This is a genomic window from Pseudoduganella guangdongensis, from assembly GCF_009857475.1.
Taxonomy (GTDB): Bacteria; Pseudomonadota; Gammaproteobacteria; order Burkholderiales; family Burkholderiaceae_D; genus Rugamonas; species Rugamonas guangdongensis.
This window is the reverse complement of the sequence record NZ_WWCJ01000001.1, coordinates 79009-101300: the sequence shown is the minus strand read 5'-3', so window position 1 is coordinate 101300 and position 22292 is coordinate 79009. Positions and strand designations below refer to the sequence as shown.

24 protein-coding genes are annotated in these 22292 nt (G+C 62.9%); 15 read left to right on the top strand and 9 right to left on the bottom strand.

Features of this window, described 5'->3' with window-relative positions:
- Positions 1 to 3: 3 nt before the first annotated feature.
- Complete coding sequence (locus GTP41_RS00465; RefSeq protein ID WP_161023586.1) at positions 4 to 681, top strand: energy transducer TonB; 678 nt, start codon at positions 4 to 6, stop codon at positions 679 to 681.
- 125 nt (positions 682 to 806) lie between these two features.
- Here GTP41_RS00465 and GTP41_RS00460 read toward each other — a convergent pair whose 3' ends face one another.
- Together GTP41_RS00460 and GTP41_RS00455 are read right to left on the bottom strand one after the other, a co-directional pair.
- A complete protein-coding gene (locus GTP41_RS00460) occupies positions 807 to 1487 on the bottom strand; it encodes a Fe2+-dependent dioxygenase (RefSeq protein WP_161023585.1) in 681 nt (226 codons plus the stop codon).
- A 2-nt stretch (positions 1488 to 1489) separates the two neighbouring features.
- Positions 1490 to 3775, bottom strand: coding sequence for a TonB-dependent receptor (locus tag GTP41_RS00455; RefSeq protein ID WP_161023584.1), 2286 nt, complete (start codon positions 3773 to 3775; stop codon positions 1490 to 1492).
- Positions 3776 to 3920: 145 nt separating this feature from the next.
- On the opposite strand from GTP41_RS00455, the gene bfr reads away from it, so the two are divergent.
- Genes bfr through GTP41_RS00440 form a run of 3 tightly spaced genes read left to right on the top strand, consistent with a single transcriptional unit; the run spans position 3921 to position 5343 of the window.
- The gene (bfr, locus tag GTP41_RS00450; RefSeq protein ID WP_161023583.1) at positions 3921 to 4397 is read left to right on the top strand and encodes a bacterioferritin; all 477 of its coding nucleotides are present in this window, start codon (positions 3921 to 3923) and stop codon (positions 4395 to 4397) included.
- Positions 4398 to 4402: 5 nt separating this feature from the next.
- Positions 4403 to 4939, top strand: coding sequence for a helix-turn-helix domain-containing protein (locus GTP41_RS00445; protein ID WP_161023965.1), 537 nt, complete (start codon positions 4403 to 4405; stop codon positions 4937 to 4939).
- Positions 4936 to 5343 (top strand): VOC family protein, encoded by a 408-nt coding sequence (locus GTP41_RS00440; RefSeq protein WP_161023582.1) that lies wholly within the window; start codon positions 4936 to 4938, stop codon positions 5341 to 5343. The genes GTP41_RS00445 and GTP41_RS00440 overlap by 4 nt, the downstream gene beginning before the upstream one ends.
- 10 nt (positions 5344 to 5353) lie before the next feature.
- Here GTP41_RS00440 and GTP41_RS00435 read toward each other — a convergent pair whose 3' ends face one another.
- Both GTP41_RS00435 and GTP41_RS00430 read right to left on the bottom strand, forming a co-directional pair.
- Complete coding sequence (locus tag GTP41_RS00435) at positions 5354 to 6283, bottom strand: PfkB family carbohydrate kinase (RefSeq protein ID WP_161023581.1); 930 nt, start codon at positions 6281 to 6283, stop codon at positions 5354 to 5356.
- A 13-nt stretch (positions 6284 to 6296) separates the two neighbouring features.
- A complete protein-coding gene (locus GTP41_RS00430) occupies positions 6297 to 6908 on the bottom strand; it encodes a glutathione S-transferase family protein (protein ID WP_161023580.1) in 612 nt (203 codons plus the stop codon).
- A gap of 135 nt (positions 6909 to 7043) precedes the next feature.
- Here GTP41_RS00430 and purB point away from each other — a divergent pair, with 135 nt between their 5' ends.
- The 4 genes from purB to GTP41_RS00410 all read left to right on the top strand — a co-directional run bounded on the left by purB (position 7044) and on the right by GTP41_RS00410 (position 10348).
- Positions 7044 to 8417, top strand: coding sequence for an adenylosuccinate lyase (gene purB, locus GTP41_RS00425; protein ID WP_161023579.1), 1374 nt, complete (start codon positions 7044 to 7046; stop codon positions 8415 to 8417).
- 248 nt (positions 8418 to 8665) lie between these two features.
- Complete coding sequence (locus tag GTP41_RS00420) at positions 8666 to 9190, top strand: cytochrome b (RefSeq protein ID WP_161023578.1); 525 nt, start codon at positions 8666 to 8668, stop codon at positions 9188 to 9190.
- Between the two features lie 15 nt (positions 9191 to 9205).
- The gene (locus tag GTP41_RS00415; RefSeq protein WP_161023577.1) at positions 9206 to 9751 is read left to right on the top strand and encodes a YceI family protein; all 546 of its coding nucleotides are present in this window, start codon (positions 9206 to 9208) and stop codon (positions 9749 to 9751) included.
- Positions 9752 to 9781: 30 nt separating this feature from the next.
- Positions 9782 to 10348 carry a YceI family protein gene (locus GTP41_RS00410; RefSeq protein ID WP_161023576.1) on the top strand — a complete coding sequence of 189 codons (567 nt, stop codon included), beginning with the start codon at positions 9782 to 9784 and terminating at the stop codon, positions 10346 to 10348.
- 61 nt (positions 10349 to 10409) lie between these two features.
- Here GTP41_RS00410 and GTP41_RS00405 read toward each other — a convergent pair whose 3' ends face one another.
- Positions 10410 to 11507, bottom strand: coding sequence for a hypothetical protein (locus GTP41_RS00405; RefSeq protein ID WP_161023575.1), 1098 nt, complete (start codon positions 11505 to 11507; stop codon positions 10410 to 10412).
- A gap of 130 nt (positions 11508 to 11637) precedes the next feature.
- Here GTP41_RS00405 and GTP41_RS00400 point away from each other — a divergent pair, with 130 nt between their 5' ends.
- Both GTP41_RS00400 and GTP41_RS00395 read left to right on the top strand, forming a co-directional pair.
- Entirely contained in the window at positions 11638 to 11907 is a 270-nt protein-coding gene (locus GTP41_RS00400; RefSeq protein WP_161023574.1) for a GlsB/YeaQ/YmgE family stress response membrane protein, read from the top strand.
- A gap of 291 nt (positions 11908 to 12198) precedes the next feature.
- Positions 12199 to 14361: a S46 family peptidase gene (locus GTP41_RS00395; RefSeq protein ID WP_161023573.1), complete on the top strand. Its 2163-nt coding sequence runs from the start codon at positions 12199 to 12201 to the stop codon at positions 14359 to 14361.
- A gap of 127 nt (positions 14362 to 14488) precedes the next feature.
- Here GTP41_RS00395 and GTP41_RS00390 read toward each other — a convergent pair whose 3' ends face one another.
- Positions 14489 to 14812, bottom strand: coding sequence for a DMT family transporter (locus GTP41_RS00390; RefSeq protein ID WP_161023572.1), 324 nt, complete (start codon positions 14810 to 14812; stop codon positions 14489 to 14491).
- Positions 14809 to 15414 carry a glutathione S-transferase family protein gene (locus tag GTP41_RS00385; RefSeq protein WP_161023571.1) on the bottom strand — a complete coding sequence of 202 codons (606 nt, stop codon included), beginning with the start codon at positions 15412 to 15414 and terminating at the stop codon, positions 14809 to 14811. Before GTP41_RS00385 ends, GTP41_RS00390 begins: the two co-directional genes overlap by 4 nt.
- Before the next feature lie 91 nt (positions 15415 to 15505).
- Between GTP41_RS00385 and GTP41_RS00380 the strand changes: the two genes are divergently transcribed.
- Genes GTP41_RS00380 through GTP41_RS00360 form a run of 5 tightly spaced genes read left to right on the top strand, consistent with a single transcriptional unit; the run spans position 15506 to position 21209 of the window.
- Positions 15506 to 16405, top strand: coding sequence for a LysR family transcriptional regulator (locus tag GTP41_RS00380; protein ID WP_161023570.1), 900 nt, complete (start codon positions 15506 to 15508; stop codon positions 16403 to 16405).
- Between the two features lie 31 nt (positions 16406 to 16436).
- On the top strand, positions 16437 to 17000 hold the full coding sequence (locus GTP41_RS00375) for an NADPH-dependent FMN reductase (protein ID WP_161023569.1): 564 nt from the start codon (positions 16437 to 16439) through the stop codon (positions 16998 to 17000).
- A 39-nt stretch (positions 17001 to 17039) separates the two neighbouring features.
- On the top strand, positions 17040 to 18749 hold the full coding sequence (locus tag GTP41_RS00370) for a M14 family zinc carboxypeptidase (protein ID WP_229502685.1): 1710 nt from the start codon (positions 17040 to 17042) through the stop codon (positions 18747 to 18749).
- Between the two features lie 10 nt (positions 18750 to 18759).
- Complete coding sequence (locus GTP41_RS00365; RefSeq protein ID WP_161023568.1) at positions 18760 to 20916, top strand: FUSC family protein; 2157 nt, start codon at positions 18760 to 18762, stop codon at positions 20914 to 20916.
- 2 nt (positions 20917 to 20918) lie between these two features.
- Positions 20919 to 21209 (top strand): YkgJ family cysteine cluster protein, encoded by a 291-nt coding sequence (locus GTP41_RS00360; RefSeq protein WP_161023567.1) that lies wholly within the window; start codon positions 20919 to 20921, stop codon positions 21207 to 21209.
- On the opposite strand, the gene GTP41_RS00355 is transcribed toward GTP41_RS00360, so the two are convergent.
- Both GTP41_RS00355 and GTP41_RS00350 read right to left on the bottom strand, forming a co-directional pair.
- Positions 21196 to 21927, bottom strand: a complete 732-nt coding sequence (locus GTP41_RS00355) for a peptidase (protein ID WP_161023566.1) — start codon at positions 21925 to 21927, stop codon at positions 21196 to 21198. The genes GTP41_RS00360 and GTP41_RS00355 overlap by 14 nt on opposite strands.
- Positions 21927 to 22271, bottom strand: coding sequence for a hypothetical protein (locus GTP41_RS00350; RefSeq protein WP_161023565.1), 345 nt, complete (start codon positions 22269 to 22271; stop codon positions 21927 to 21929). Before GTP41_RS00350 ends, GTP41_RS00355 begins: the two co-directional genes overlap by 1 nt.
- Positions 22272 to 22292 lie beyond the last annotated feature (21 nt).

Genomic DNA, 22292 nt, shown 5'->3' with positions numbered 1-22292 from the left:
TGTATGCAATCGATGACATTCCCGAGCGGCGGTGCTTATGGCCGCGCCAAAGGCAGCGACAAGCTGACCAAGATCGCGGTTGTCGTCGCCCTGCATGCCATCCTGGGCTACGCCATTGCCAACGGCACCATGCATCGCCTGGTTGATCGCATGCCCGAAATCGTTGAAGTCAAGTTCGTGGCCGCTCCGCCACCGCCCCCCGCCTCGCAGCCCAAGACGGTAGAAGTCGCGCCGAAAGCGCCTTCCATTACCCCGCCGCCGCTGCCAATGCTGCCTATCGTTATCGAAAACACCATCACCCCGCCGCCTTCCCAGGCGCGCGTGGTGGAAGCCGCGCCGAGCACGCCGGTGGCTGCGGCGCCGGTGAGCAGCGCGCCTGCGGCCCCGGCCGCGCCGGCTGGTCCGCGCGTGATTTCCGCTGTTGAATATATTCGGGCACCGCAGCCGGTGTATCCGTCGGTGTCGCGCCGCATGGGCGAGACCGGCGTGGTGACCTTGCGCGTGCTGGTGAATGAGAAGGGCTATGCGGAGCAGGCTTCGGTGCAGAAGTCGTCCGGCTCGTCCAACCTGGATGAAGCGGGCCGCGCGGCGGTGATGCGCGCGCTGTTCAAACCTTATGTGGAAGATGGCAAGGCGCAGCCGGTGTATGTGGTGGTGCCGATTAATTTCCAGATTTCTTAAACCCGGGAAACCGGGGTACGGCCCAAGGGCCGGACCCCAATGTGAAAACGCCGCGGACTTCGATCGAAGCCGCGGCGTTTGCATTTCCAGTGTCAGACCCTTGGGTCTGACACTGGTTTGCCGGGTTAAAGGTCAGCCCACATCCGCAGCAGGTTGTGATAGTGGCCCGCCAGTCCCACAGTCGCCTCGCCATCCCCATGCTGCCCGCGCAGCTTCTGGATATTCTGGTCCAGCTCAAACAGCATCGTGCGTTGCCAATCATCCCGCACCATCGACTGCGTCCACAAGAACGACGCCACGCGCTCGCCCGAGGTCACCGGATTCACCCGATGCACACTGCTGGCCGGATACACAATCGCATCCCCCGCCGGCAGCTTCACCTCATGCGCACCGTAGTTATCCATCACCGTCAGCTCGCCGCCCTCATACTCCTCCGGATCGGACAAGAACACCGTGGTGGACACATCCGAGCGCATCACATCCGAGCTCCCGACCATATGCCGGATCGCGCCGTCGATATGCAGGCCGTAGGTCTCCCCGCCGGCATAGCTATTAAAGTAAGGCGGCAGAATCTTGCGCGGCAAAGCCGCCGAGTAAAACAGCGGGTTGGACGCCAGCGCCTTGATGATGATATCCCCGAGTTCCAGCGCCAGCGGCGTCCCTTCCGCGATCTGGCGGTTGCGCTTGACCTGCGCCCCCTGTGATCCCACGCTGGCGCGGCCATCGATCCAATCGGCGGCGGCCAGGCGTTGGCGGAAGTACTTGACTTGTTCCGGCGTCAGCACGCCGGGGATATGCAGCATCATGATTAGTAGCGGAAGTTCGCGGTCAGGGTTGCGGAACGACCGGCCGCCACTTGCGCGTAATGGTTCGAGACAGATTTATCGAAGTAGAACTTGTCCGTCAGGTTCTGCACATTCAGTTGCAGGCTGATGTTCTTGTTCACGTCGTAGCTCGCCATTGCATCGAAGCGGGTGTAAGCCGGCACGTGCTTGGTGTTGTTGATATTGGCCCAGATCTTGGCGGAGTAGTTCACGCCGCCGCCGATGGTCAGGCCCGGCAGCACGGTGTAGGAAGTCCACACCGAGGCGCTGGTCTTCGGCACACCCGGGAATTGGTTGCCGTCGAATGGGGACTTGACCCACACCGGCGCGGCAGTGGTGCCGGTATTGGTGTAGCCGTTGTCGCCCACTTCCGCGTCCAGCCAGGTGGCGCCGCCGAAGACTTGCCAGTTGTTGGTGATGGCGCCGCTCACGCCGAATTCGGCGCCGCGCACATTCTTCTTGCCGGCGTTCTGCGAGGTGCCGTTCGGGCCGGTGATACGGGCGTTGTTCATCTTGCTTTCGAAGATGGCCGCGCTCAGGGACAGGCGGCGTGCCGACACTTCCCACTTGGTGCCCAGTTCCCAGTTCTTGCTTTCCTGCGGCTTCAGGTCCTGCACGGCCACGGTCAGGCCGTCGGTGCCTTCGCCGCCGTCGTTGCCGGCCGGAGTGGACGAGGTGCCGTACGACAGGTAGATGCTGCTGTTGGCAGCCGGCTTGTAGACCACGCCAGCCTGGTAATTGGTGAAGTTGGCCTTGTTCTCGGCGCGCACGGCGGCGGTGGCCGGCGTCACGCTGGTGTTGGCCTGGGTGAACAGCGCGGAGCGGTAATCGTCCCAACGCAGTCCCACGTTCAGCAGCCACTGCGGGTTGAACTCGATGGTGTCGAAGCCGTACACCGAACGGGTGTTGGTGTGCACATTGGTCGCGGCGGGCGAGACGGAACGCACCTGGCCCACCGACCATGGATCGTGCGGGTTCGGGTTGATCAGGGTGGTGCAGTTGTACAGGGTGGCCGCGCCGGAAGTCGGGCAGGTGCTGGTCTTGGTCAGCGGGTTGTTGTTACCCGGGGTGAAGACGTAGGTGCTGCGGTCGGTCACTTCGCGGCCGATTTCCATGCCGGCGGTGAAGCTGTGCTTGATGCCGGCGGCGGTGAAATCGCCGGTCAGGCTGGACGCGTTGGCCAGCGCCTCGGTTTGCGCCGCGCGCGAGGCGCCACGGCGCCACAGGGTACCGTACAGCACCACATTGCCTTTGGAGTCATCCGGCTGGGTGTAGATGTAGTTGTTCTCGGTCTTGCTGAAGCGGGTGACATTGCGGAAGGTCAGGCCCGGGCGGACATCATGCTTGATATCGATGGTGCCGATATCGGACTGGGTGTCGCGGAAGTCGCGCTCCAGCAGGCCGTAGAAGGTGTTGCGCGGCACGCTCATCGGGGTGCCGTTGCCGTTCTTGGCGACGTTGGCGCCGCTGGTGAACGGGTTGTTGAACGGAATGCCGCTGTCCGGCAGTTCGCTCGATTCCATGTGGTAGTAGGACAGCGTGGCCTTGGTCGGACCGGCCAGGCCGAAGGTCACGGTCGGCGCGATGCCCCAGCGGTCGCCGTGGATCTCGTCGCGGCCGGCCACGTGGTTTTCGTGGGCCATCACGTTCAGGCGCACGGCGGCGTTATCGCCGATGGTACGGTTCACGTCGGCGGTGGCGCGGCGGTATTGCGCGCTGCCGATGCCGACCGAGGCGTTGGCGAAGTTTTCCGCCTTGGCGGTCTTGGACACCAGGTTCACGCCGCCACCGGCGGAGGAACGGCCGCCGTAAGCGGAATTCGGGCCCTTGACCACTTCGATCTGCTCCAGCGAGAAGATCTCGCGGCTCTGCGAACCGGTGTCGCGGATGCCGTCGATGTAGGTATCAGTCTGTGCGTTGTAGCCGCGGATCAGCAGGTTGTCGCCCACCGGCTGGCCGCCTTCGGCCGCGCCCACGGTGATGCCCGGCACGGTGCGCAGGGCGTCGGTCAGCGAAGTGGCGCCGGTCTGCGAGATCACCTCGGTCGGGATCACGGTCACGGCTTTCGGGGTGTCCAGCAGGGTGGTGGTGAATTTGTCGGAGGCCGACTTTTTGACCTGGAAGTCGTTGCCGTTCTGGCCGGTAACGATCACTTCCTGCATTTTCTGTTCAGGGGCGGGGGCATCAGCGTGTGCAACAGGCATCGCCAGGGTGGCGGCGATGGCGGCGAGCGTGGCTGGCGTATGCTTGCGGCTCTTAATGTAAGACATTGACAACTCTTGACAGTCGGAATAAAACGCAAATGATAATCGTTTTCATTTACGTTAGCAATCTTATGTTTCCCGCTTGACTAGGTGGCTGGCGTGCTTCATGGCAAAATGGGCAGTATTCAAAACCTGATAAGAAGGATCCCCCATGAAGGGCGACAAAGATGTTATCCGTCTGCTGAATGCACAGCTGACCAATGAGCTGACGGCAATCAACCAGTACTTCCTGCATGCCCGCATGTACCGTCACTGGGGCTTCGACAAGCTGGGCAAGAAAGAGTACGAAGAGTCGATCGGCGAAATGAAGCACGCCGACCGCCTGATCGACCGCATCCTGATGCTGGACGGCCTGCCGAACCTGCAAGCCCTGCATAAGCTGCTGATCGGCGAGAACACCGAGGAAATGCTGGCCGCCGACCTGAAGCTGGAAAAAGGCGCCCACGTGACCGTCAAGGAAGGCATCGCCCATTCCGAGAAAGTCGGCGACTACGTGTCGCGCGACCTGCTGCTGGATATCCTGAAGGATACCGAGGAGCACATCGAGTGGCTGGAAACCCAGATCGACATCATCGGCAAGATCGGTATCCAGAACTACCTGCAATCGCAGATGTCGGAAGCCGAATGAAGAAAATGGGGACGTACCCCATTTTTCGCCAAAGCGAAAAAAAGGGTCCTTCCCCATTTTCTTTTACCCAAAGTCCGGAACTCCTGCGGCGCCTGTTGCGCGCCAAGGACCGGATGGACGCCGCCTCGCACGAGGAATGGCCGGTCAGCCGCCTGGCAGAAGTAAGCTGCGTCTCCGAGGCGCACTTCGCCCGCTCCTTCAAGGAGGCTTTCGGCCTGCCACCCCACCGCTACCTGCTCACGCGCCGCATCGAGCGCGCCGTGACGCTGCTGCGCGAAACCGACCTCCCCATCACCGACATCGCCTACAGCACCGGCTGGCGCAGCCTGGGCACCTTCGGCCGCACCTTCCGCGACATCACCGGCAAGAATCCGGGCGACATCCGCACGCACGAACGCGCTGCCGAGAGCAATCCTGCCCCGGTGCCGGCCTGCGTGCTGAGCGCCGCGCAGCGCCCGCACCTCACAACATCAGTTTCGGAGAAGCGGCGCGAAGAAGAGCTCCCTACAATGGAGTCTCACTTAACCAAGGAGACACCATGACACAAGGCATTCAAACCGCAGGCATTTATGTGCGCGACCAGGACGAAGCGCTGGCTTTCTACGTCGACAAGCTGGGCTTCAAAGTCCACACCGACGTGCGCAACGGCGACTTCCGCTGGCTCACCATCCAGCACCCGGAGCAGCCATCGTTCCAGCTTGGCCTGTATGTGCCAGGTCCGCCGGTGCATGACGCAGTGACCGCCCAGGCCCTGAATGCCCTGGTGGCCAAAGGCGCCATGCCGCCGCTGGTATTGGAAGTAAAAGATTGCTTCGCCGCGTACGACAAGCTGCACAACAAAGGCGTGGAATTTACGCAGGAGCCGGCGGAACGCTACGGCACGGTGGACGCAGGTTTCCGCGACCCTTCGGGCAACGGCTGGAAAATGATCCAGACCCGCGGCTAAGCGCGGCGCATTACAGCCCCCAGGCGTCGCGCCACTGGGTATAGAACCCGGTATCCGGCGCGACCGCCCCGGCAAAGCCGCATACCGCGCCGGCAAACGCATTCGCGCGCTGCAAGGTCTGCGGCAAGTCCCAACCGCGCGCACGACCCAACAGGAAGACCGCAGCAAACGCATCGCCCGCCCCGACCGAATCGACAAACCGGGAAGGCTTGAATTCCTGGGGCGCCAGCACACGCGCGCCATCGGCGCCAAAATACAGGGCGCCGCGTTCGCCCAGCGTGACCAGCAAGCCTTCAATGGAAAAGTTATGCATCATGGCGCGCGCTTCGGCCTCGACGGCGGCGCCATCGATATCCATGGTATCCGGGCAGGTATGGCAGTACCACGCGAACAGCGCCTGCAGCTCCTCTTCATTGACCTTGACGGTCGCCGCCTGCTGCAGCGAGTTGAAGACCACCGCCTCATCCACGCCATCGCGCAGGTTCAGGTCGAGGAAACGCCCGGTCCCGGCCTCCGCCCCGGCCAACACGGCGGCCAGCGCCGCGCGCGAGGCCGGCGCACGCTGCGCCAGGGTGCCGAAATACACGGTACTGGGCGAAAAGGCGCGCATCACATCGACTGCCGCAGCGGCTTCGATATGGTCGTAGGCCTGCTCGGCCAGGATATGGAAGCGATGCCCGCCCCCGCCATCGCGCTCCACCAGCACGCGGCCGGTCGGCTCGGCGCCATGCTGCAAGCCCTCGGCACTCATGCCAAAGCGCGTGAATTCCTCGCGCAGCCGCTCACCCGGCGCGTCGTTGCCGACGCGCGTCACCATCAGTGCAGGATTGCCCAGCGCCGTCAGGTTGCGCGCCACATTGAACGGTGCGCCACCCGGGATCTGCCGGTCGCCAAAGTCATCCAGGAGGGCTTCGCCGAACACGAGGACTCTGTCTGCCATGGCGACCTCCGGATCAGGCTTGGGGAACGGTGTCTTTGAAGGAAGGACGCTCGGACAGCTTATCGTACAAGCGCGCCAGGTTCGGATGCGCGCCGCGCCAGTCGATTTCCGGGAAGCGGAAACTGAGCCAGCCCAGGCAGCAGCCCACGGCCACATCGGCCAGCGAGTAATGGTTGCTGGCGCAGAAAGTACTGTCGCCCAGGCGCTCGGACATGGAGGCCAGGCCCAGCTCCACCTTCTTCAGTTGGCGCGCGATCCAGTCCGCGCTCTGCAGGTGTTGCGGACGCTGGATGCGCTCCAGGCGCACCAGTACCGCCGCGTCCAACACGCCATCGGCCAGCGCTTCCCAGCACTTGATGTCAGCACGCTCACGGCCATTCGGCGGCAGCAGCTTGCACACCGGCGACACCGCATCCAGGTACTCGACGATCACACGCGAATCCTGCATGGCGTAACCATCTTCCATGACCAGGCACGGCACCTTGCCGAGCGGGTTCAGCTTCTGGATGGTGGTTTCCGGCGCCCAGACATTTTCCAGTTCCAATTGATAGTCGAGCTTTTTTTCCGCCAATACCACGCGAACCTTGCGTACATAGGGACTGGCGAGCGAACCGATTAGTTTCATAAATGCCGAAAGTAGAGAATTAGACAACAGTATAACATCGGCCCCAGCGAGCATGGCGCAGCGCAGGCAAGGTCGGGCCACAGGCGCGCCAATGGTAAAATCTTGTTTTTTCCAGCCTCTCCCTCCCGCCTTACCATGACTACTCCATACTCCACCCTGTCGGCCCTGTCCCCGCTGGACGGCCGTTATGCGTCGAAAACCGACAAGCTGCGCCCGATCCTGTCCGAATCCGGCTTCATGCACCACCGCGTGAAGGTCGAAATCGCTTGGCTGCAAGCGCTGTCCCTGGCCGGTTTCGCCGAGATCAAACCGTTCCCGGCGTCCGCCACCGCCCTGCTGGACAAGCTGGCCGCCGAGTTCACCGAAGCCGACGCCGCCCGCATCAAGGAAATCGAAGCCGTCACCAACCATGACGTGAAGGCTGTGGAGTACTGGCTGAAGGAAAAAGTAAAGGACGTGCCGGAACTGGTGGCCGCCTCCGAGTTCATCCACTTCGCCTGCACCTCGGAAGACATCAACAACACCTCGCACGGCATGATGCTGAAGGCCGCGCGCGACGGCGTGATGGTGCCGGCCCTGCAAGGCCTGGTCGCCAAGCTGACCGAAATCGCCCACGCCAACGCCGACCTGCCGATGCTGAGCCGTACCCACGGCCAGACCGCCAGCCCGACCACCCTGGGCAAGGAATTCGCCAACGTGATCGCCCGCCTGCAGCGCGCCATCGACCGCATTGCCAAGGTGGAAATCCTGGGCAAGATGAACGGCGCCGTGGGCAACTACAACGCCCACCTGTCGGCCTACCCGGCGTTCGACTGGCCGGCCTTCTCCAAGAACGTGATCGAGCAGCGCCTGGGCTTGGTGTTCAACCCGTACACCATCCAGATCGAACCGCACGACTACATGGCCGAACTGTTCGACGCGTTTGCGCGCGCCAACACCATCCTGCTCGACCTGAACCGCGATATCTGGACCTATGTGTCGCTGGGCTACTTCAAGCAGAAGCTGAAAGCCGGCGAAATCGGCTCCTCCACCATGCCGCACAAGGTCAACCCGATCGACTTCGAAAACTCGGAAGGCAACCTGGGCCTGGCCAATGCCGTGCTCAAGCACCTGTCCGAAAAACTGCCAGTGTCGCGCATGCAGCGCGACCTGACCGATTCGACCGTGCTGCGCAATATCGGCGTGGGCCTGGGCTACACCCTGCTGGCGTACGATTCCTGCCTGCGCGGCTTGAACAAGCTGGAAGTCAATCCGGCGCGCCTGGCGGCCGACCTGGATGCCTCGTGGGAAGTGCTGGCCGAGCCGGTGCAGACTGTGATGCGCCGTTATGGCATTGAGAACCCGTACGAGCAGTTGAAAGAGCTGACCCGTGGCAAAGGCATCACCAAGGAAGCGCTGCAGGTGTTCATCACCGGGCTGGCGATTCCGCAGGATGCCAAGGATTTGCTGCTGGCGATGACTCCGGCGAACTACACTGGTATTGCGGCGGCATTGGCCAAGGCCATCTAAACCCGGCAAACCGGGGTCTGACCCGCAGGGTCAGACCCCGTCAGCTCCACCGCCGCTGGGAGGGGATAAAGCCTTTGACCCGCGACGAAAGTCAAAGGCCCAAACCCAAACCGTTAGCAGCAAGATCATTCAGGGTCTGACCCTCTGGGTCAGACCCCGGTTTACCGGGTTTTAAGCAAGCCGTAAGCAACAAAAAGCGCGCTCTGGTATATTTAGTCCTAACACGTACTAAATCACAAAGGCCCGCAATGGACCGCTACACCAAACCCGCCATCCTGCTGCACTGGCTGATCGCCCTGTTGATCATTGCCGCCTTCCTGCTCGGCCTGGTGATGACCGACATCCCCGGCCTCACCCCCACCAAGCTCAAATACTATTCCTGGCACAAATGGCTGGGCATCAGCGTGCTCGCCCTGGCCGCCATCCGCCTGCTGTGGCGCCTGAAGCAACAGCCGCCCGCCCTGCCCGTCAGCATGACCCAAGGCCAGAAGAAAGCCGCCGAAGCCGGCCACTGGTTCCTCTACATCCTGATGTTCGCCGTGCCAATTTCCGGCTACCTGTACACCACCGCCGCCGGCGTGCCCGTGGTGTACCTCGGCCTGTTCCAGATCCCATCCCTGTTCGAAGCCAGCCCAGCGCTCAAAGAAGCCCTGAAACCGGTACATTACTGGCTGAACATGCTGCTTGCCGCCGTCGTCATCGGCCACGTGCTGGCAGCGCTGAAACACCAATTCATCGACAAAGACGGCCTGCTGAAACGCATGCTGCCCTAACCTGGAGCACACCAAATGAAGAAAAGCGTATTACTGGCCGCCCTGCTGGCCGTGGCAGCCGCCGCCAGCGCGGCCGTACTGAAAGCCGATCCGGCCAAGACCAGCGTCTCGGCCGTGTTCAAGCAAATGAACGTGCCGATCGAGTCCAAGTTCAAGAAGCACAACATCGTCATCGACTACAACGCCGCCGCCCCGGACACCTCCAAGGCCACGGTGGAAATCGAGACCGCCAGCCTGGACCTGGGCGACGCCGACATGAACAAGGAAGTGGCCAAGAAGGAGTGGTTCAACTCCGCCCAGTTCCCGAAAGCCAGCTTCACCTCCAGCGCCATCAAGAGCGCTGGCCCGGGCAAGCTGAACGTCACCGGCAAGTTGTCGATTAAAGGCAAGGTCAGCGACGTCACCTTCCCCATCACCGTCAAAGCCGAAGGCGGCAAGCAAGTATTCGAAGGCGCCCTGCCGATCAAACGCCTGGCCTACAACATTGGCGAAGGCGAATGGAAAGACACCAGCATGGTCGCCGACGAAGTGACCATCAAGTTCCACGTAGTAGCTCAATAAATAGCTCATTAACCCCTGGATGGAGACCCAATGAAACTGAAGTTCATCACCGCCGCCCTGCTGGCCGTAGCTGCCGTCGGCGCCAACGCCGGCACCTACAACATCGACCCGACCCACACCTACCCAAGCTTCGAAGCCGACCACAAAGGCATTTCGTTCTGGCGCGGCAAGTTCGACAAGACCAGCGGCGTGATCCAGATGGACCGCGCGGCCAAGACCGGCAGCATGGACATCACCATCGACGCCGCCTCGATCAACTTCGGCCTGGACAAGATGAACAGCCACGCCAAGGGCGCCGACATGTTCAACGTCGAGAAATTCCCGACCGTGACCTACAAAGGCACCAAGTTCAAGTTCGACGGCGAGCAGCTGGTGGAAGTGGAAGGCCAATTGACCATGCTGGGCGTGACCAAGCCGGTCAACCTCAAGGTCAACAAATTCAAGTGCATCATCGACCAGCGCATGAAGCGTGAAGTGTGCGGCGCCGACGCCTCCGCCGAGTTCAAGCGCACCGACTTCGGCCTGAACTACGCCACCCCGGCCTTCGCCCCTGAAGTCAAGCTCGCCATCCAGGTCGAAGCCATCGCCGCCCAGTAATCCCCAAGCAAATGTCCACCTTGGGGAGCACCCCAAAGTGGACATTGTGGCGCCCCTTGGCTTACGGGACTTCTTTCTCGTAAGCGGCGCGCACCGCGTCTTTGGCGTGCTCCCATGCCATGCGTGATTTGCCCTTCACCATTTCCCAATCCCGTTCCAGCTGACCGCTGAGGTCGTCCCACGTGCCGCGGTAGCGCTGGCGGGCGGTGTAGCCGAGCATGTAGGCGGGCTCGTAGTCGTCGTAGTCGAAGTTTGGGTTGAAGTAGGTCTCGTTGCGGTAGTGATCCTGCCAGTAGACCCGTTCTTCGCTCGGGTTGAGCAGGGTGCCAATGCCCTGGCCAGCCATCCCCCCCGCCAGTGCGCCGATAGCGCCGCCAGCCGCCATGCCGACCGGGCCGCCGATTGCGCCCGCCGCCATCCCGGCTGCCGCGCCGCCGCCGGCGCCGATGCCGGTGGCCAGGTTGTGGTCGTCGTCATCATCCTCGGCCTTCGGGTTGACGATTTCCGCCGTGCCTTTGCCGACATAGGCGCCGGCCACGCCGCCGATCACGGCGCCCGCCACCATGCCTACCGGCCCGACTGGGGAGCCCGCTGCGGCCCCCGCCAGCGCGCCGCCGGTAGTGCCGACGCCAACGCCGATCACGTGCTCGCCTTCGCTCTCTTTCCAGCCGCGCTCGATTTCGGCCGCATCGGCGTCGTCGCGCGCATGTACGCCGATCAGGATGCCGCCTTCGCGGATCCCTTCTTCATAGGGCTTGACGCGCTCCTCCGGCATGCCGGCGCCGATCAGGGCGCCCACCAGGCCGCCGGTCACACCGCCCGCGCCGGCACCGGCCAACGCGGCCGCCAGCGGTCCGGCCACCACGAGGCCCAGGCCAGGCAGCACCAGGGTGGTGCCCACCGCAGCCACCGCTGCCAACGCGGCACCAATCGCACCGCCGACCCCGGCGCCAATGCCCGCGCCTTCCCCGGCTTTCGAACCGAGCTCCGTTTCGACGCCGCCGCTGAAATGGCGCTGGCGCGTGTCGTCGCTCATAACGACGTCGATATCGTCCTTGCTGTAGCCGCGTGAGGTGGCGTGCTGCCAGGCACGCTCGGCGCTGCCGCGATCGCGGAACAGGCCGGTCACCATGCGGGATTGCTTGTCTGCAGTATTCATGCGATTTCCCCTTTTCTGACTTGATTCCCGGACACGATAGGCCGCGCGGCCCGCCATATCTGTACGTTCGCGCACGGAATGGGGACACGCGCCTGACCTACACTGGATTCACCAACACAAAGGGGGCGATATGAATTTCATTATCTGGATTGTTATTGGCGGGGTCCTGGGCTGGCTGGCTAGCCTGGTGATGAAAACGGACGCGCAACAAGGCGTGTTCCTGAACGTGATCGTGGGTATTGTGGGCGCCCTGCTGGGCGGCTGGCTGCTGTCGCCGCTGTTTGGCGCCGGCACCATTAATATGGACGATTTCAGCGTCCTGTCGCTGGGGGTGTCATTCCTCGGTGCGGTGATTTTGCTGGCCATCGTCAACCTCGTTTTCCGCGGCCGCGTCAGGTAGCGACAACCGGTTCCTCACAGGCCAACGCTGCGGCGTTGGCCTTTTTTTCGCGCGCAGCGGAACACGCCGGTGCGAAAACTGAGCCGAGCGGGCCCAGCGAGCTCTACCTCCATTTGCGCTGACAGCACACCCATGCTGCGCCGCAGCAACCACCAGCCACACTCTTGTTGCCAAATATTCTTCAGTTTTGCGCCACATTTTTAGAGTTGACGGCAGCCGCCGGCATGCCGATACTCTAGGTCGCCTGCCGGCTTAGCCCGGCGGGCCACCACTTCAACCCATACAAGACACATGAAAAAATCACTCCTCGCGCTCGCCGTCCTGAGCACCACCTCCGCCGCCTTCGCAGACGAAGGCATGTGGATGCCGCAACAGCTGCCACAAGTAGCCAAGCAATTGAAGGCCGCCGGCCTGAAGCTGGACCCGGCTTCCCTGACCCAGCTGACCTCCTTCCCGATGAACGCCATCGTCAGCCTGGGCGGCTGCTCCGCGTCCTTCGTGTCGCCGCAAGGCCTGGTCGTGACCAACCACCACTGCGTCTACAACAGCATCGCCGTCAACTCCACCAAGGAACGCGACCTGCTGGCCAACGGCTTCGTGGCGCACACCCTGGCCGAGGAACTGCCGGCCGCGCCGGGCAGCCGCGTATTCGTGACCAAGGAAGTGCTGAACGTCACCGACAAGATCATCACCGCTGACGTAGCCAAGCTGCAGGGCAAAGCGCGCGTGGACGCGATCGAGAAAAACCAGAAGGCCCTGGTCGCCGAGTGCGAAAAAGATGAAGGCCACCGCTGCACCGTGTCGTCGTTCTACGGCGGCCTGGAGTTCTACCAGATCAAACAGCTGGAAATCCGCGACGTGCGCCTGGTGCACGCCCCGGCTGACGGCGTGGGCAAATTCGGCGGCGACACCGACAACTGGATGTGGCCGCGCCACACCGGCGACTACGGCTTCTACCGCGCCTACGTCAGCAAGGACGGCAAAGCTGCCGACTACCACAAGGACAACGTTCCTTACGAATCCAAATCCTTCCTGAAGCTGGCCAAGGAAGGCGTGAAAGAAGGCGACTTCGTGATGGTGCTGGGCTACCCAGGCCGCACCAACCGCCATCGCCTGCCATCCGAAGTATCGAACACCTTCGGCTTCGAATACCCGGCCTTCATCCAGAACTCGAACGAGACCCTGGCCATCATCGACCGCGAAACCAAGGGCGACCGCGACGCGGCCCTGAAGGTAGCCGGCCAGGTTGCCAACATCAACAACTACTACAAAAACCGCAAGGGCATGCTGAACAGCTACGAAGGTAGCGACATGCTGGAGCGCAAGTCCAAAGAGCATGACGCCCTGAAAGCATGGGTCAACAGCGACGCCAAGCGCAAGGCCGCCTTCGGCGCCGACCTGGAAGCGGTGGAAAAGCTGATCGCCCAGCGTGACTCAGAGAACAAGCGCGACTTCCACCTGGACCGCTCCACCCCGACCCTGCTGAACGCCGCGCGCATCATGTACCGCCTGGCCAACGAGAACCAGAAGCCGAACGCCGAGCGCAAAGCCGGCTACCAGGAACGCGACGCCAAGCGCATCAAGCAATCGATCGACGGCGTGAACAAGACCTACGTGGCCAAGGTCAACAAAGCCATCGTGCTGAACAACCTGAAGCACTACGCCGCGCAACCGGCCGCCGAGCACAATGCCGTGTTCGACAGCGTGCTGGGCATCAAGGCAGGCGCCAGCGAAGCCGAACTGTCGGCCGCACTGGACAAGCTGTACGCCGGCTCCCAGCTGGAAGACGCCAAAGTCCGCGCCGAATGGCTGGGCAAATCGGTGGCCGACTTCAAGGCCAGCAACGACAGCTTCATCAAAGCCGCCGTCGCCCTGTACGACGACGCCATGAAGCGTGAAGCCGAAGCCGAAGAACTGGGCGGCAAGATCCAGCAAGCCTACTCGAGCTACATGAAAGCCAAGATCGCCTTCATGAACTCGAAAGGCCAGGCTGTGTACCCTGACGCCAACGGCACCCTGCGCGTCACCTTCGGCAAGGTCGCCGGCCGCGCCGAAGGCGCCGACGGCACCACCGGCTGGAGCGCCTTCACCACCCTGGCCGGCGTGAAAGCCAAGGCCACCGGCGAAGGCGAGTTCAAGGCCCCGCAAGCGCAGCTGGACGCGATCAATGGCAAACAATACGGCAAGTATTACGATGCCAAGCTGAAATCGGTACCGGTCAACTTCCTGGCCACGCTGGACATCACCGGCGGCAACTCCGGTTCCGCCGCGCTGAACTCGAAAGCCGAGCTGGTAGGCCTGGCGTTCGACGGCACGCTGGACTCCATCATCTCCGACTGGGACTTCAACAAAGCCAAGACCCGCGACATCCAGGTCGACCTGCGCTACATGCTGTGGAACATGAAGTACATCGACAAAGCGCACAACCTGATGAAGGAAATGGGCGCCGAGTAATCTCTACAGCCCAGCCGTGTCAACCTTGGGGTCAGGCCCTTAGGTTGACACGAGCCCAAGCACTAGACGGCCGAGCCCGTGTCAACCAAGGGGTCTGACCCCAAGGTTGACACGGGCTCTGCTGCTTTCAGCTGTGGGTAAGCTTGAGGCCGGCGATGCTGGCGATGATGAGGGCGATCAGCAGCAGGCGTAGTGGGGTGGCGCTTTCGCCGTACAGCACGATGCCGACCAGGGCGGCGCCGGCGGCGCCAATGCCGGTGAAGACGGCGAAGGCGGTGCCGACCGGTAGCTGGCGCAGGGCCATCGTCAGCAGCACGATAGCGCCGTTGGCGAAGGCCAGGCCGGCGAGACTGGGCCAGAAGCGGGTCCAGCCTTCGGCGTGCTTGAGGGCGACCGCCATGGCGATGTCGACCAGCGCGGCCGCCAGCAGCAGTAGCCAGGCGGCGATCATGGCTTGGCGGCGGCCAGGCCGCGTTGCACGGCGGGGCGCGCTTCGATGCGGGCCAGCCAGTCGGCTACCGCTGGATAGTCGTTCAGCGTAATTCCCAACTCGTGGTGCGAGCAGATCCAGGGGAAGCTGGCGATATCGGCGATCGTGTATGCGTCGCCGGCCAGGTACGGCGTGTCGCGCAGGCGTGCCTCGAACACGCCCAGCAGGCGCAGGGTTTCGCGGTGGTAGCGCTCGAGTGCGACCACGCTTTGCGTGCCGCAGGCGTGGCGGAAATACCAGAGCTGGCCCAGCATCGGGCCAATACTACCCACTTGCAGGAACAGCCATTGCAGCGCGACGCTGCGCGCTTCGCCGCTGGCAGGCAGCAGCTTGCCAGCCTTGTCGGCCAGGTGGATCAGGATGGCGCCGGATTCAAAAATCGGCGTGGCGTCGTCCACCAGCAGGGGAATCTTGTGGTTGGGGCTCATTTCGCTGAACGGTGCCTGGTGCTGCTCGCCCGCGTTCAGGTTGACGTGGTGCAGCGTATGCGGCAGGCCCAGTTCTTCCAGGGCGATGGTGATTTTTTGGCCATTGGGGGTATCGGCGGTGTAGAGGGTCAGCATGGTCGTTCTCCTTGGTAGGTTGGTGCCGGCCAGTGTATGCCCTGCAAAAACGCATTAAAATTCCCAAAAACAGCGGAACGGTTACGCAAATATGCAGAATCTCGATTGGGAAGACTTGCGCTACTTCGCGGCCGTGGCGCGCGGCGGCTCCATCTCGGCGGCGGCGCGCGAGCTCGGCGTGAACCATTCGACCGTGCTGCGCCGGCTGGATAGCCTGGAGCAGTCGCTGGGCGTGCGCCTGTTCGAGCGCCTGCAGTCGGGCTATGTCATGACCGGCGCGGGCGAGACCCTGCGCGGCCGGCTGGGGGCGATTGAGGAGGATATCGGCAGCGCCCAGCGCGCGGTGGGCGGCCTCGATGAGGAGTTGCGCGGCACGATCCGCCTGACCACCACGGACACGCTGGCGCACGGCCTGCTCATGCCCTACCTGCAGCGCTTCCAGGAGCAGCATCCGGCGGTGCAGCTGCAACTGGTGGTCAACAACAGCTTCCTCAACCTGACCCAGCGCGAGGCCGATATGGCGCTGCGCCCGTCCAACACGCCGCCGGCCAACCTGGTCGGGCGCAAGGTGGGCGCGGTGGCGACGGCGCTCTACGCTTCGCGCGCCTACCTGCGCCGGGCCGACCGCGCCGGCATCGCGCGCGACGACTGGGCGGCGCACCGCTGGGTGGCGCCGGACGAAAGCCTGGCGCACCTGGCGGCGGCGCAGTGGCTGGCCGAGCGCGTGCCGCCGGCCCAGGTGGCGGTACGGGCCGACAGCCTGCTGACCATGGTGGATGCGGCGCGCCATGGCATGGGCGTGGCGCCCCTGCTTTGCCTGCTGGCCGACCGCGAGCGCACGCTGGAGCAGCTGGCGCCGCCCGATCCGCGCTTCCACACCCAGCTCTGGGTGCTGAGCCACCGCGACTTGCGCAACGTGGCGCGCATCAAGGCGCTGAGCCAATTCCTGTTCGATGCGCTGCGCGAAGACGCGCATATTTTCCCCGCTTGATGTACATTGACCGTTTTACAAGGAGCCCCTCATGACCAAGAAAATCGCCCTGATCGTCGGCAGCCTGCGCAAGGATTCGCTGAACCGCAAATTCGCCAACGCGCTGGTGGAAGTGGCACCGGCCGAACTGCAGTTCGAGTTCGTCGACATCGGTGACCTGCCGCTGTACAACCAGGACCTGGACGATGCCGGCACCCCGCCCGCCGCCTGGACCGCCTTTCGCGACAAGCTGCGCAATGTGGACGGCATCGCCATCGCAACGCCGGAGTACAACCGCTCCATGCCGGGCGCGCTGAAGAACGCGATCGACGTCGGCTCGCGCCCTTGGGGCAAGAGCATCTGGGCCGCCAAACCGGTCGGCGTGATCTCAGCTTCCGTCGGCGCGGTGGGCGGCTTTGCGGGCAACCACAATGTGCGCCAGACCATGGTGACCCTGAACGCGCCCGTCATGCCCGGCCCGGAAGTCTACATCGGCAGCGGCGCAGCCCTGATCGGCGAAGACGGCAAGGTCAATAACGAGAAAACCAAGGAAGTGCTGGCCGGCTGGGCGCAAGCCTTTGCCAAGTGGGTGGAGGCCAATGGCCATAAGGGCTAATCGCTTGGCGAAATGGTAAAATCGCTGACCTCCCCCCACATGCAGAAGACTGAGATCCAGACCATGCAAGAAATGCTCACGCCTTACGAAAAAGGCAATAAAAACCAGACTACCCTCTGGACCGAGTGCATCGCCTTTTACGAAGAACTGGCACGCCGCTTCCCGAACATCCTGAAATTTGAACAGGCAGCCGTATCGGACGGCGGCATCCCCCTGCATGTGGGCGTGGTCAGCGCCGACGGCGTTTTCGACCGCGAACAAATCAAACGCGAAGGCCGCACGGTCTTCTTCAACAACAACGGCATCCACCCCGGCGAGCCGGAAGGCATCGACGCCTGCATGGCGATGGTGCGCGACTTCTGCTTCCAGCCGGAGCTGCTGGCCAGCCTGGGCAAGACCGTGCTGCTGTTCGTCCCGGTGTACAACGTGGACGGCTGCCTGAACCGCCAGAACACCTCGCGCGCCAACCAGGACGGCCCGGAACTGTTCGGCTTCCGCGGCAACAGCCGCCACCTGGACCTGAACCGCGACTTCGTCAAATGCGACACGCTGAACGCGCAGTTCTTCAACCAGTTGATCACCGCCTGGGACCCGGACGTGATGGTGGACACCCACACCTCCAACGGCGCCGATTACAGCTACACCATGACCCTGATCCACACCCAGTGCGACAAGCTGGGTGGTGAGCTAGGCGCCTATCTGCGCGACACCATGCTGCCGCAAATTTACAGCGACATGGAAGCCGCCGGCTGGCCCACCTGCCCGTACGTGAACCCGGTGGTGGAAACCCCGGACGACGGCATCGCCGACTTCCTGGAAACCGCGCGCTTCTCGACCGGCTTCACCGCGCTGCACAACATCATCGGCTTCATGCCGGAGACGCACATGCTGAAGCCGTACGCCGACCGCTACGACTCCATGCGCGCGCTGGTGGACACCGTGCGCAATTTCACCATCAAGCACGGCGAGCAGATCAAGGCCCTGCGCGCCGCCGCCAAGGCGACCCAGCGCAAGCAGAAGGAATGGGCCATCACCTGGCGCATGGATGAAGAGAATCCAGGCAGCTTCCATTTCAAAGGCTACGAGGCGCAGCGCAGCGCTTCGAAACTGGGCGACTACATCCGCCTATCCTACGACCGCAGCAAGCCTTGGGCGCGCGACATCAAGTGGTACAACAGCTTCCCGGCGGACACCGTGATCAAGGCGCCCAAAGCGTATGTGATCCCGCAGGCATGGCGCGAAGTGATCGAGCGCCTGCAATGGAACGGCGTGCAGATGACCCGCATCGAGGCGCCGACCACGGTGCAGGCGCAGTACTACCACATCGCCAATGTGGTTTCGCGTCCAACCGCCTATGAAGGCCATATGTTCCATGACGAAGTCAGCGTCGAAAAGCGCGAAGATTCGTTCGAGCTGGCCGCCGGCGACTACTATGTTTCGCTGGACCAGGACAACGCGCGCTACGCCGTTGAGACCCTGGAACCGCAGGCGCACGACTCCTTCTTCCGTTGGGGCTTCTTCAACTCCGTGCTGGAGCGCAAAGAGAACATCTCCGACTACGTGTTCGAAGACCTGGCGGCCGACATCCTGGCCACCGAGCCGGAAACCAAGGCCCTGTTCGAGAACTGGAAGGCCGCCAACCCGGCGCTGGTGAAGGACAAGGACGCGGTGCTGCACTTCATCTTCCACAACTGCCAGCGACAGCGCGAGCCGGAATGGCGCCGCTACCCTGTCCTGTCGATTGTGTAAGACGGGGATCATGCACTACGCACTAGACCCCCGCACCTTCTTCTACAGCCATTATTTCCACCTGGGCCTGCGCTTCGGCGCCGGCCTGGTTGGCATTGTTGCGCTGTTCATGTGGCTGGCCGACACGCACGTGGCCATGTCGATCGGCATCGGCGCGCTATGCACCGCGCTGATGGACATGCCAAGCCCGCTGCGCCACAAGTTCAACGAGATGATGGCCTCGGTGCTGCTGTGCAGCGCCGTGACGCTGCTTATCAGCCTGTGCGGCCCGTATTACTGGCTGCTGATGGCGATGCTGGTGGCGGTCAGCTTCTTCGCCAGCATGATGGTCGTGTATGGCAAGAAGTCCATGCCGCTGCAGCTGGCGACGCTGTTCATCATGACCATGTCGACCGAACATGTGCTGACGCCGGCCGAATCGTTCCGCCACGCCGGCCTATTCATGGTGGGCGCGCTGTCTTACCTGGCCTACGCCATGGGCGTGGCCTGGCTGCTGCGCCACCGCATCAAGCAGCAGGTGCTGGCAGAGGCGCTGTTTGAGCTGGCGGCATACATCGACATCAAGGCCGACTTCTACGACACGCGCTACAACCTCACCGAGCAGTTCAACAAACTGGTGCGCCACCAGGCCTTGCTGGCCGACCGCCAGCAGGCTTCGCGCGACCTGATCCTGCGCGCGCATAACAACCGCAAGGACGCGGTGGTGGTGCAGATCCACGTCTGCATGCTGGACCTGTACGAGCAGATCCTGGCCACGCACACTGACTACGCCGCGCTGCGCACGCACTTGCTCGATTCGCCCGCGCTGCGCACCTTGCACGACCTGGCCTACAAGGCGGCGCGCGATATCGAATCGGTAGCGTACGCCGTGACGCGCGACCGCGCCTCCTACCCGGAAGTCGACTACACGCCGGAGCTGATGGCGCTGGAGCAGCAGATCGCCGGCCTGCAGGACGACCTGGATGCCGGCAAGCCGCGGCGCGAAGCCGTGACCGTGCTGCGCGCCCAGCGCAACAAGATCATGGCCATCATCCGCATGATCGGCGAGCTGCACGTGTCGAGCCAGAAGGTATACGAGGACACGCCGTTCTGGCGCGATATGGACATGCAGCCTTTCCTGTCGCAGCAGAAGTACGAGCTGCAGCTGATGCTGTCGCACTTCCGCATGGATTCGCCGATCTTCCGCTTTGCGCTGCGCGTGTCGATGGCGATTGCGGCCGGGCTGGCGATCGGCGCCATGCTGCCTTACAAGGCGCACAGCTACTGGATCGTGCTGACCATCGTCATCATCCTCAAGCCTTCGTTCAGCATGACCAAGCAGCGCCGCTCGGACCGCATTATCGGCACCGTGATCGGCTGCGTGATCACGGCGCTGGTGCTGAAGTTCATGAACTATCCGGCCGCCATCCTGGCGACGCTGGTGCTGGCGTCCATCGCCACGCCGACCTTCATCTACCTGCGCTATCGCTATGCGGCGATCGCCGTGTCGGTGATGATTCTGCTGTGGATGTACCTGGTTGCGCCGAGCAGCACCTTGATCTCCGAGCGCCTGATCGATACCTTTGTCGGCGCCGCGATCGCCACCGCCTTCAGCTTCGTGCTGGCGAACTGGGAGTACCAGTCCCTGCCGCGCCTGATCAAGCAGGTGCTGGACGTGAACCTCAGTTATATGGAGGCGAGCTTCGACCTCCTGCAGGGCAAGTACCGCAACGACTTCATCTACCGCATCCAGCGCAAGCGCCTGATGGACGCGCTGGCGGCGCTGAGCGCGGCGCTGGTGCGCATGCTGGACGAGCCGGAGAGCAAACAGCGCGCGGCGGAGGATATCAACCTGTTCATCGTGCAGAACTACCTGCTGGTGGCGCACGTGGCGGCATTACGCGCCATCCTGCGCCGCCATGCACGCGATATCCCAAGCGACGCGGTGAATGCCATGCTGGCCACCAGCCACGCGTCGGTCTGCCGCACGCTGTCGGTGGCCCTGTCGCGCCACACCGGCGCCACGCCGCCCGCCGCCCCGCTGCGGCGCGAAGCGGGCGCCGAGCCGGCTGTCGACTGGTCCGGCTGGCCTCTGGTGCAGCGCCGTATCCGCCTGCTGCAAGCGGACGCGGACAAGATCATCGGGCATAGCGACGCCATTGTCCGCAACGTGGCGCAAGAGGTGTAACGGTGTCGCACTGCCAGAGCTGCGGCGCGTGCTGCGCCAGTTTCCGGGTTTCGTTCTACTGGGGCGAGGAAGTGCCGGCGCACCTGACGGTGCCGATCACGCCGCACCGTGCCGCCATGCGCGGCACGGAAGCGAAGCCGGTGCGCTGCATCGCGCTATCGGGCGAAGTGGGTAAGGAGGTCGGCTGCACCATCTACACGCAGCGCTCCTCCACCTGCCGCGAGTTCACCGAGTACACCCCCGAATGCAACAAAGCCCGCGCCATGCACGGGCTGCCGCCTATTCAAGCGTGAGCTTGTAGACGGTCTTCTCTGTGCCAAGCATCTTGGGCTGCCACGGCGGGTTGATCACCGTGATGTTGCTGACGCCGAGTTTTGCAAAGTCCTCGATATCGTAATACCAGCCAACGACCCCCTCGGGCGCAGCTTTCTTATATTTTTCGTCCTGTCCCAACGTAGTGATCCTTTGCTGGACGCCGATCGCTTCGAAGTACTTCGCCTCGCGCTCCAGCTGCGGTGCAATAGCCTTGCGGATAATCTCCATCACACTTTCGCGCGTCACTTTCTGGCCGTCTTTCTGGGCTGCCCCCAGGTGGGCAATGGATGCATCATCAATATTGAAGCTCATGCTGCTCAGGCCACCGTGGTAACCGATCACCGCGAAATTGCTGACAGTTTTGTGCCGCGCGGCAGGAAAGACGTAGTTGGCGCAAGATGAGTAACAGCCTTCCAGCACCTTCACGTCCAGCTTATTTTGGTACACCCACTTCCCCAGCGCCATGCCCACATCGGTATTACCACCTGGGCTGTTGATCGACAGCGTGGTAGGTTTCTCCTTCAGTTTCTTGTACAACGCAAACACCTTAGCATTCGCCTCAATGGAAAGCTCGCCGACATAGTTCAGCTCACCATTGGAGAGGAAAACTTGGGTCTTTTCGACCTTTGCTGCCAGGGTAGGCTGCGGGGTGAGTACGGCAGCCAACAGGGCTGGCAGAACGCAACGGTACTGCATCAGGTTAAACCTCCGATATGCATGACCGCCGGTGGCGGTGGGATCTCTGGCAGGGCGCGCTGCTTGCCATTGACGTAAAACGTGCGGCGAGTTCCGTCAACAATGTATTTGATTTCGCATACTTTGGGCACGGTGGCGACAGGCGTGCCATTGATGCGCACAACGCCATGCGTGAACTCCAGCACATCACCCTGCACACCCAAAATACCCGCGTCGCCGCGTATCTTCCCGATGATCTTGCCCTCAACGGGTCGGACAGAAGCTTGGTTTTGCAGTGGCGCAGCGGCGAAGGCAGGTGCGGCGCAGAGCGCGAGAATGAGTGCTGCGGTGTGAGTGATTTTCATGGCCGGGAGCATAGCACTCCC

What these genes read in the sequence shown, in the direction of transcription:
- GTP41_RS00465 (WP_161023586.1), top strand. Translation starts at nt 4, where the DNA reads ATGCAATCGATGACATTCCCGAGCGGCGGTGCTTATGGCCGCGCCAAA.
- GTP41_RS00460 (WP_161023585.1), bottom strand. Translation starts at nt 1,487, where the DNA reads ATGATGCTGCATATCCCCGGCGTGCTGACGCCGGAACAAGTCAAGTAC.
- GTP41_RS00455 (WP_161023584.1), bottom strand. Translation starts at nt 3,775, where the DNA reads ATGTCTTACATTAAGAGCCGCAAGCATACGCCAGCCACGCTCGCCGCC.
- bfr (WP_161023583.1), top strand. Translation starts at nt 3,921, where the DNA reads ATGAAGGGCGACAAAGATGTTATCCGTCTGCTGAATGCACAGCTGACC.
- GTP41_RS00445 (WP_161023965.1), top strand. Translation starts at nt 4,403, where the DNA reads ATGGGGACGTACCCCATTTTTCGCCAAAGCGAAAAAAAGGGTCCTTCC.
- GTP41_RS00440 (WP_161023582.1), top strand. Translation starts at nt 4,936, where the DNA reads ATGACACAAGGCATTCAAACCGCAGGCATTTATGTGCGCGACCAGGAC.
- GTP41_RS00435 (WP_161023581.1), bottom strand. Translation starts at nt 6,283, where the DNA reads ATGGCAGACAGAGTCCTCGTGTTCGGCGAAGCCCTCCTGGATGACTTT.
- GTP41_RS00430 (WP_161023580.1), bottom strand. Translation starts at nt 6,908, where the DNA reads ATGAAACTAATCGGTTCGCTCGCCAGTCCCTATGTACGCAAGGTTCGC.
- purB (WP_161023579.1), top strand. Translation starts at nt 7,044, where the DNA reads ATGACTACTCCATACTCCACCCTGTCGGCCCTGTCCCCGCTGGACGGC.
- GTP41_RS00420 (WP_161023578.1), top strand. Translation starts at nt 8,666, where the DNA reads ATGGACCGCTACACCAAACCCGCCATCCTGCTGCACTGGCTGATCGCC.
- GTP41_RS00415 (WP_161023577.1), top strand. Translation starts at nt 9,206, where the DNA reads ATGAAGAAAAGCGTATTACTGGCCGCCCTGCTGGCCGTGGCAGCCGCC.
- GTP41_RS00410 (WP_161023576.1), top strand. Translation starts at nt 9,782, where the DNA reads ATGAAACTGAAGTTCATCACCGCCGCCCTGCTGGCCGTAGCTGCCGTC.
- GTP41_RS00405 (WP_161023575.1), bottom strand. Translation starts at nt 11,507, where the DNA reads ATGAATACTGCAGACAAGCAATCCCGCATGGTGACCGGCCTGTTCCGC.
- GTP41_RS00400 (WP_161023574.1), top strand. Translation starts at nt 11,638, where the DNA reads ATGAATTTCATTATCTGGATTGTTATTGGCGGGGTCCTGGGCTGGCTG.
- GTP41_RS00395 (WP_161023573.1), top strand. Translation starts at nt 12,199, where the DNA reads ATGAAAAAATCACTCCTCGCGCTCGCCGTCCTGAGCACCACCTCCGCC.
- GTP41_RS00390 (WP_161023572.1), bottom strand. Translation starts at nt 14,812, where the DNA reads ATGATCGCCGCCTGGCTACTGCTGCTGGCGGCCGCGCTGGTCGACATC.
- GTP41_RS00385 (WP_161023571.1), bottom strand. Translation starts at nt 15,414, where the DNA reads ATGCTGACCCTCTACACCGCCGATACCCCCAATGGCCAAAAAATCACC.
- GTP41_RS00380 (WP_161023570.1), top strand. Translation starts at nt 15,506, where the DNA reads ATGCAGAATCTCGATTGGGAAGACTTGCGCTACTTCGCGGCCGTGGCG.
- GTP41_RS00375 (WP_161023569.1), top strand. Translation starts at nt 16,437, where the DNA reads ATGACCAAGAAAATCGCCCTGATCGTCGGCAGCCTGCGCAAGGATTCG.
- GTP41_RS00370 (WP_229502685.1), top strand. Translation starts at nt 17,040, where the DNA reads ATGCAGAAGACTGAGATCCAGACCATGCAAGAAATGCTCACGCCTTAC.
- GTP41_RS00365 (WP_161023568.1), top strand. Translation starts at nt 18,760, where the DNA reads ATGCACTACGCACTAGACCCCCGCACCTTCTTCTACAGCCATTATTTC.
- GTP41_RS00355 (WP_161023566.1), bottom strand. Translation starts at nt 21,927, where the DNA reads ATGCAGTACCGTTGCGTTCTGCCAGCCCTGTTGGCTGCCGTACTCACC.
- GTP41_RS00350 (WP_161023565.1), bottom strand. Translation starts at nt 22,271, where the DNA reads ATGAAAATCACTCACACCGCAGCACTCATTCTCGCGCTCTGCGCCGCA.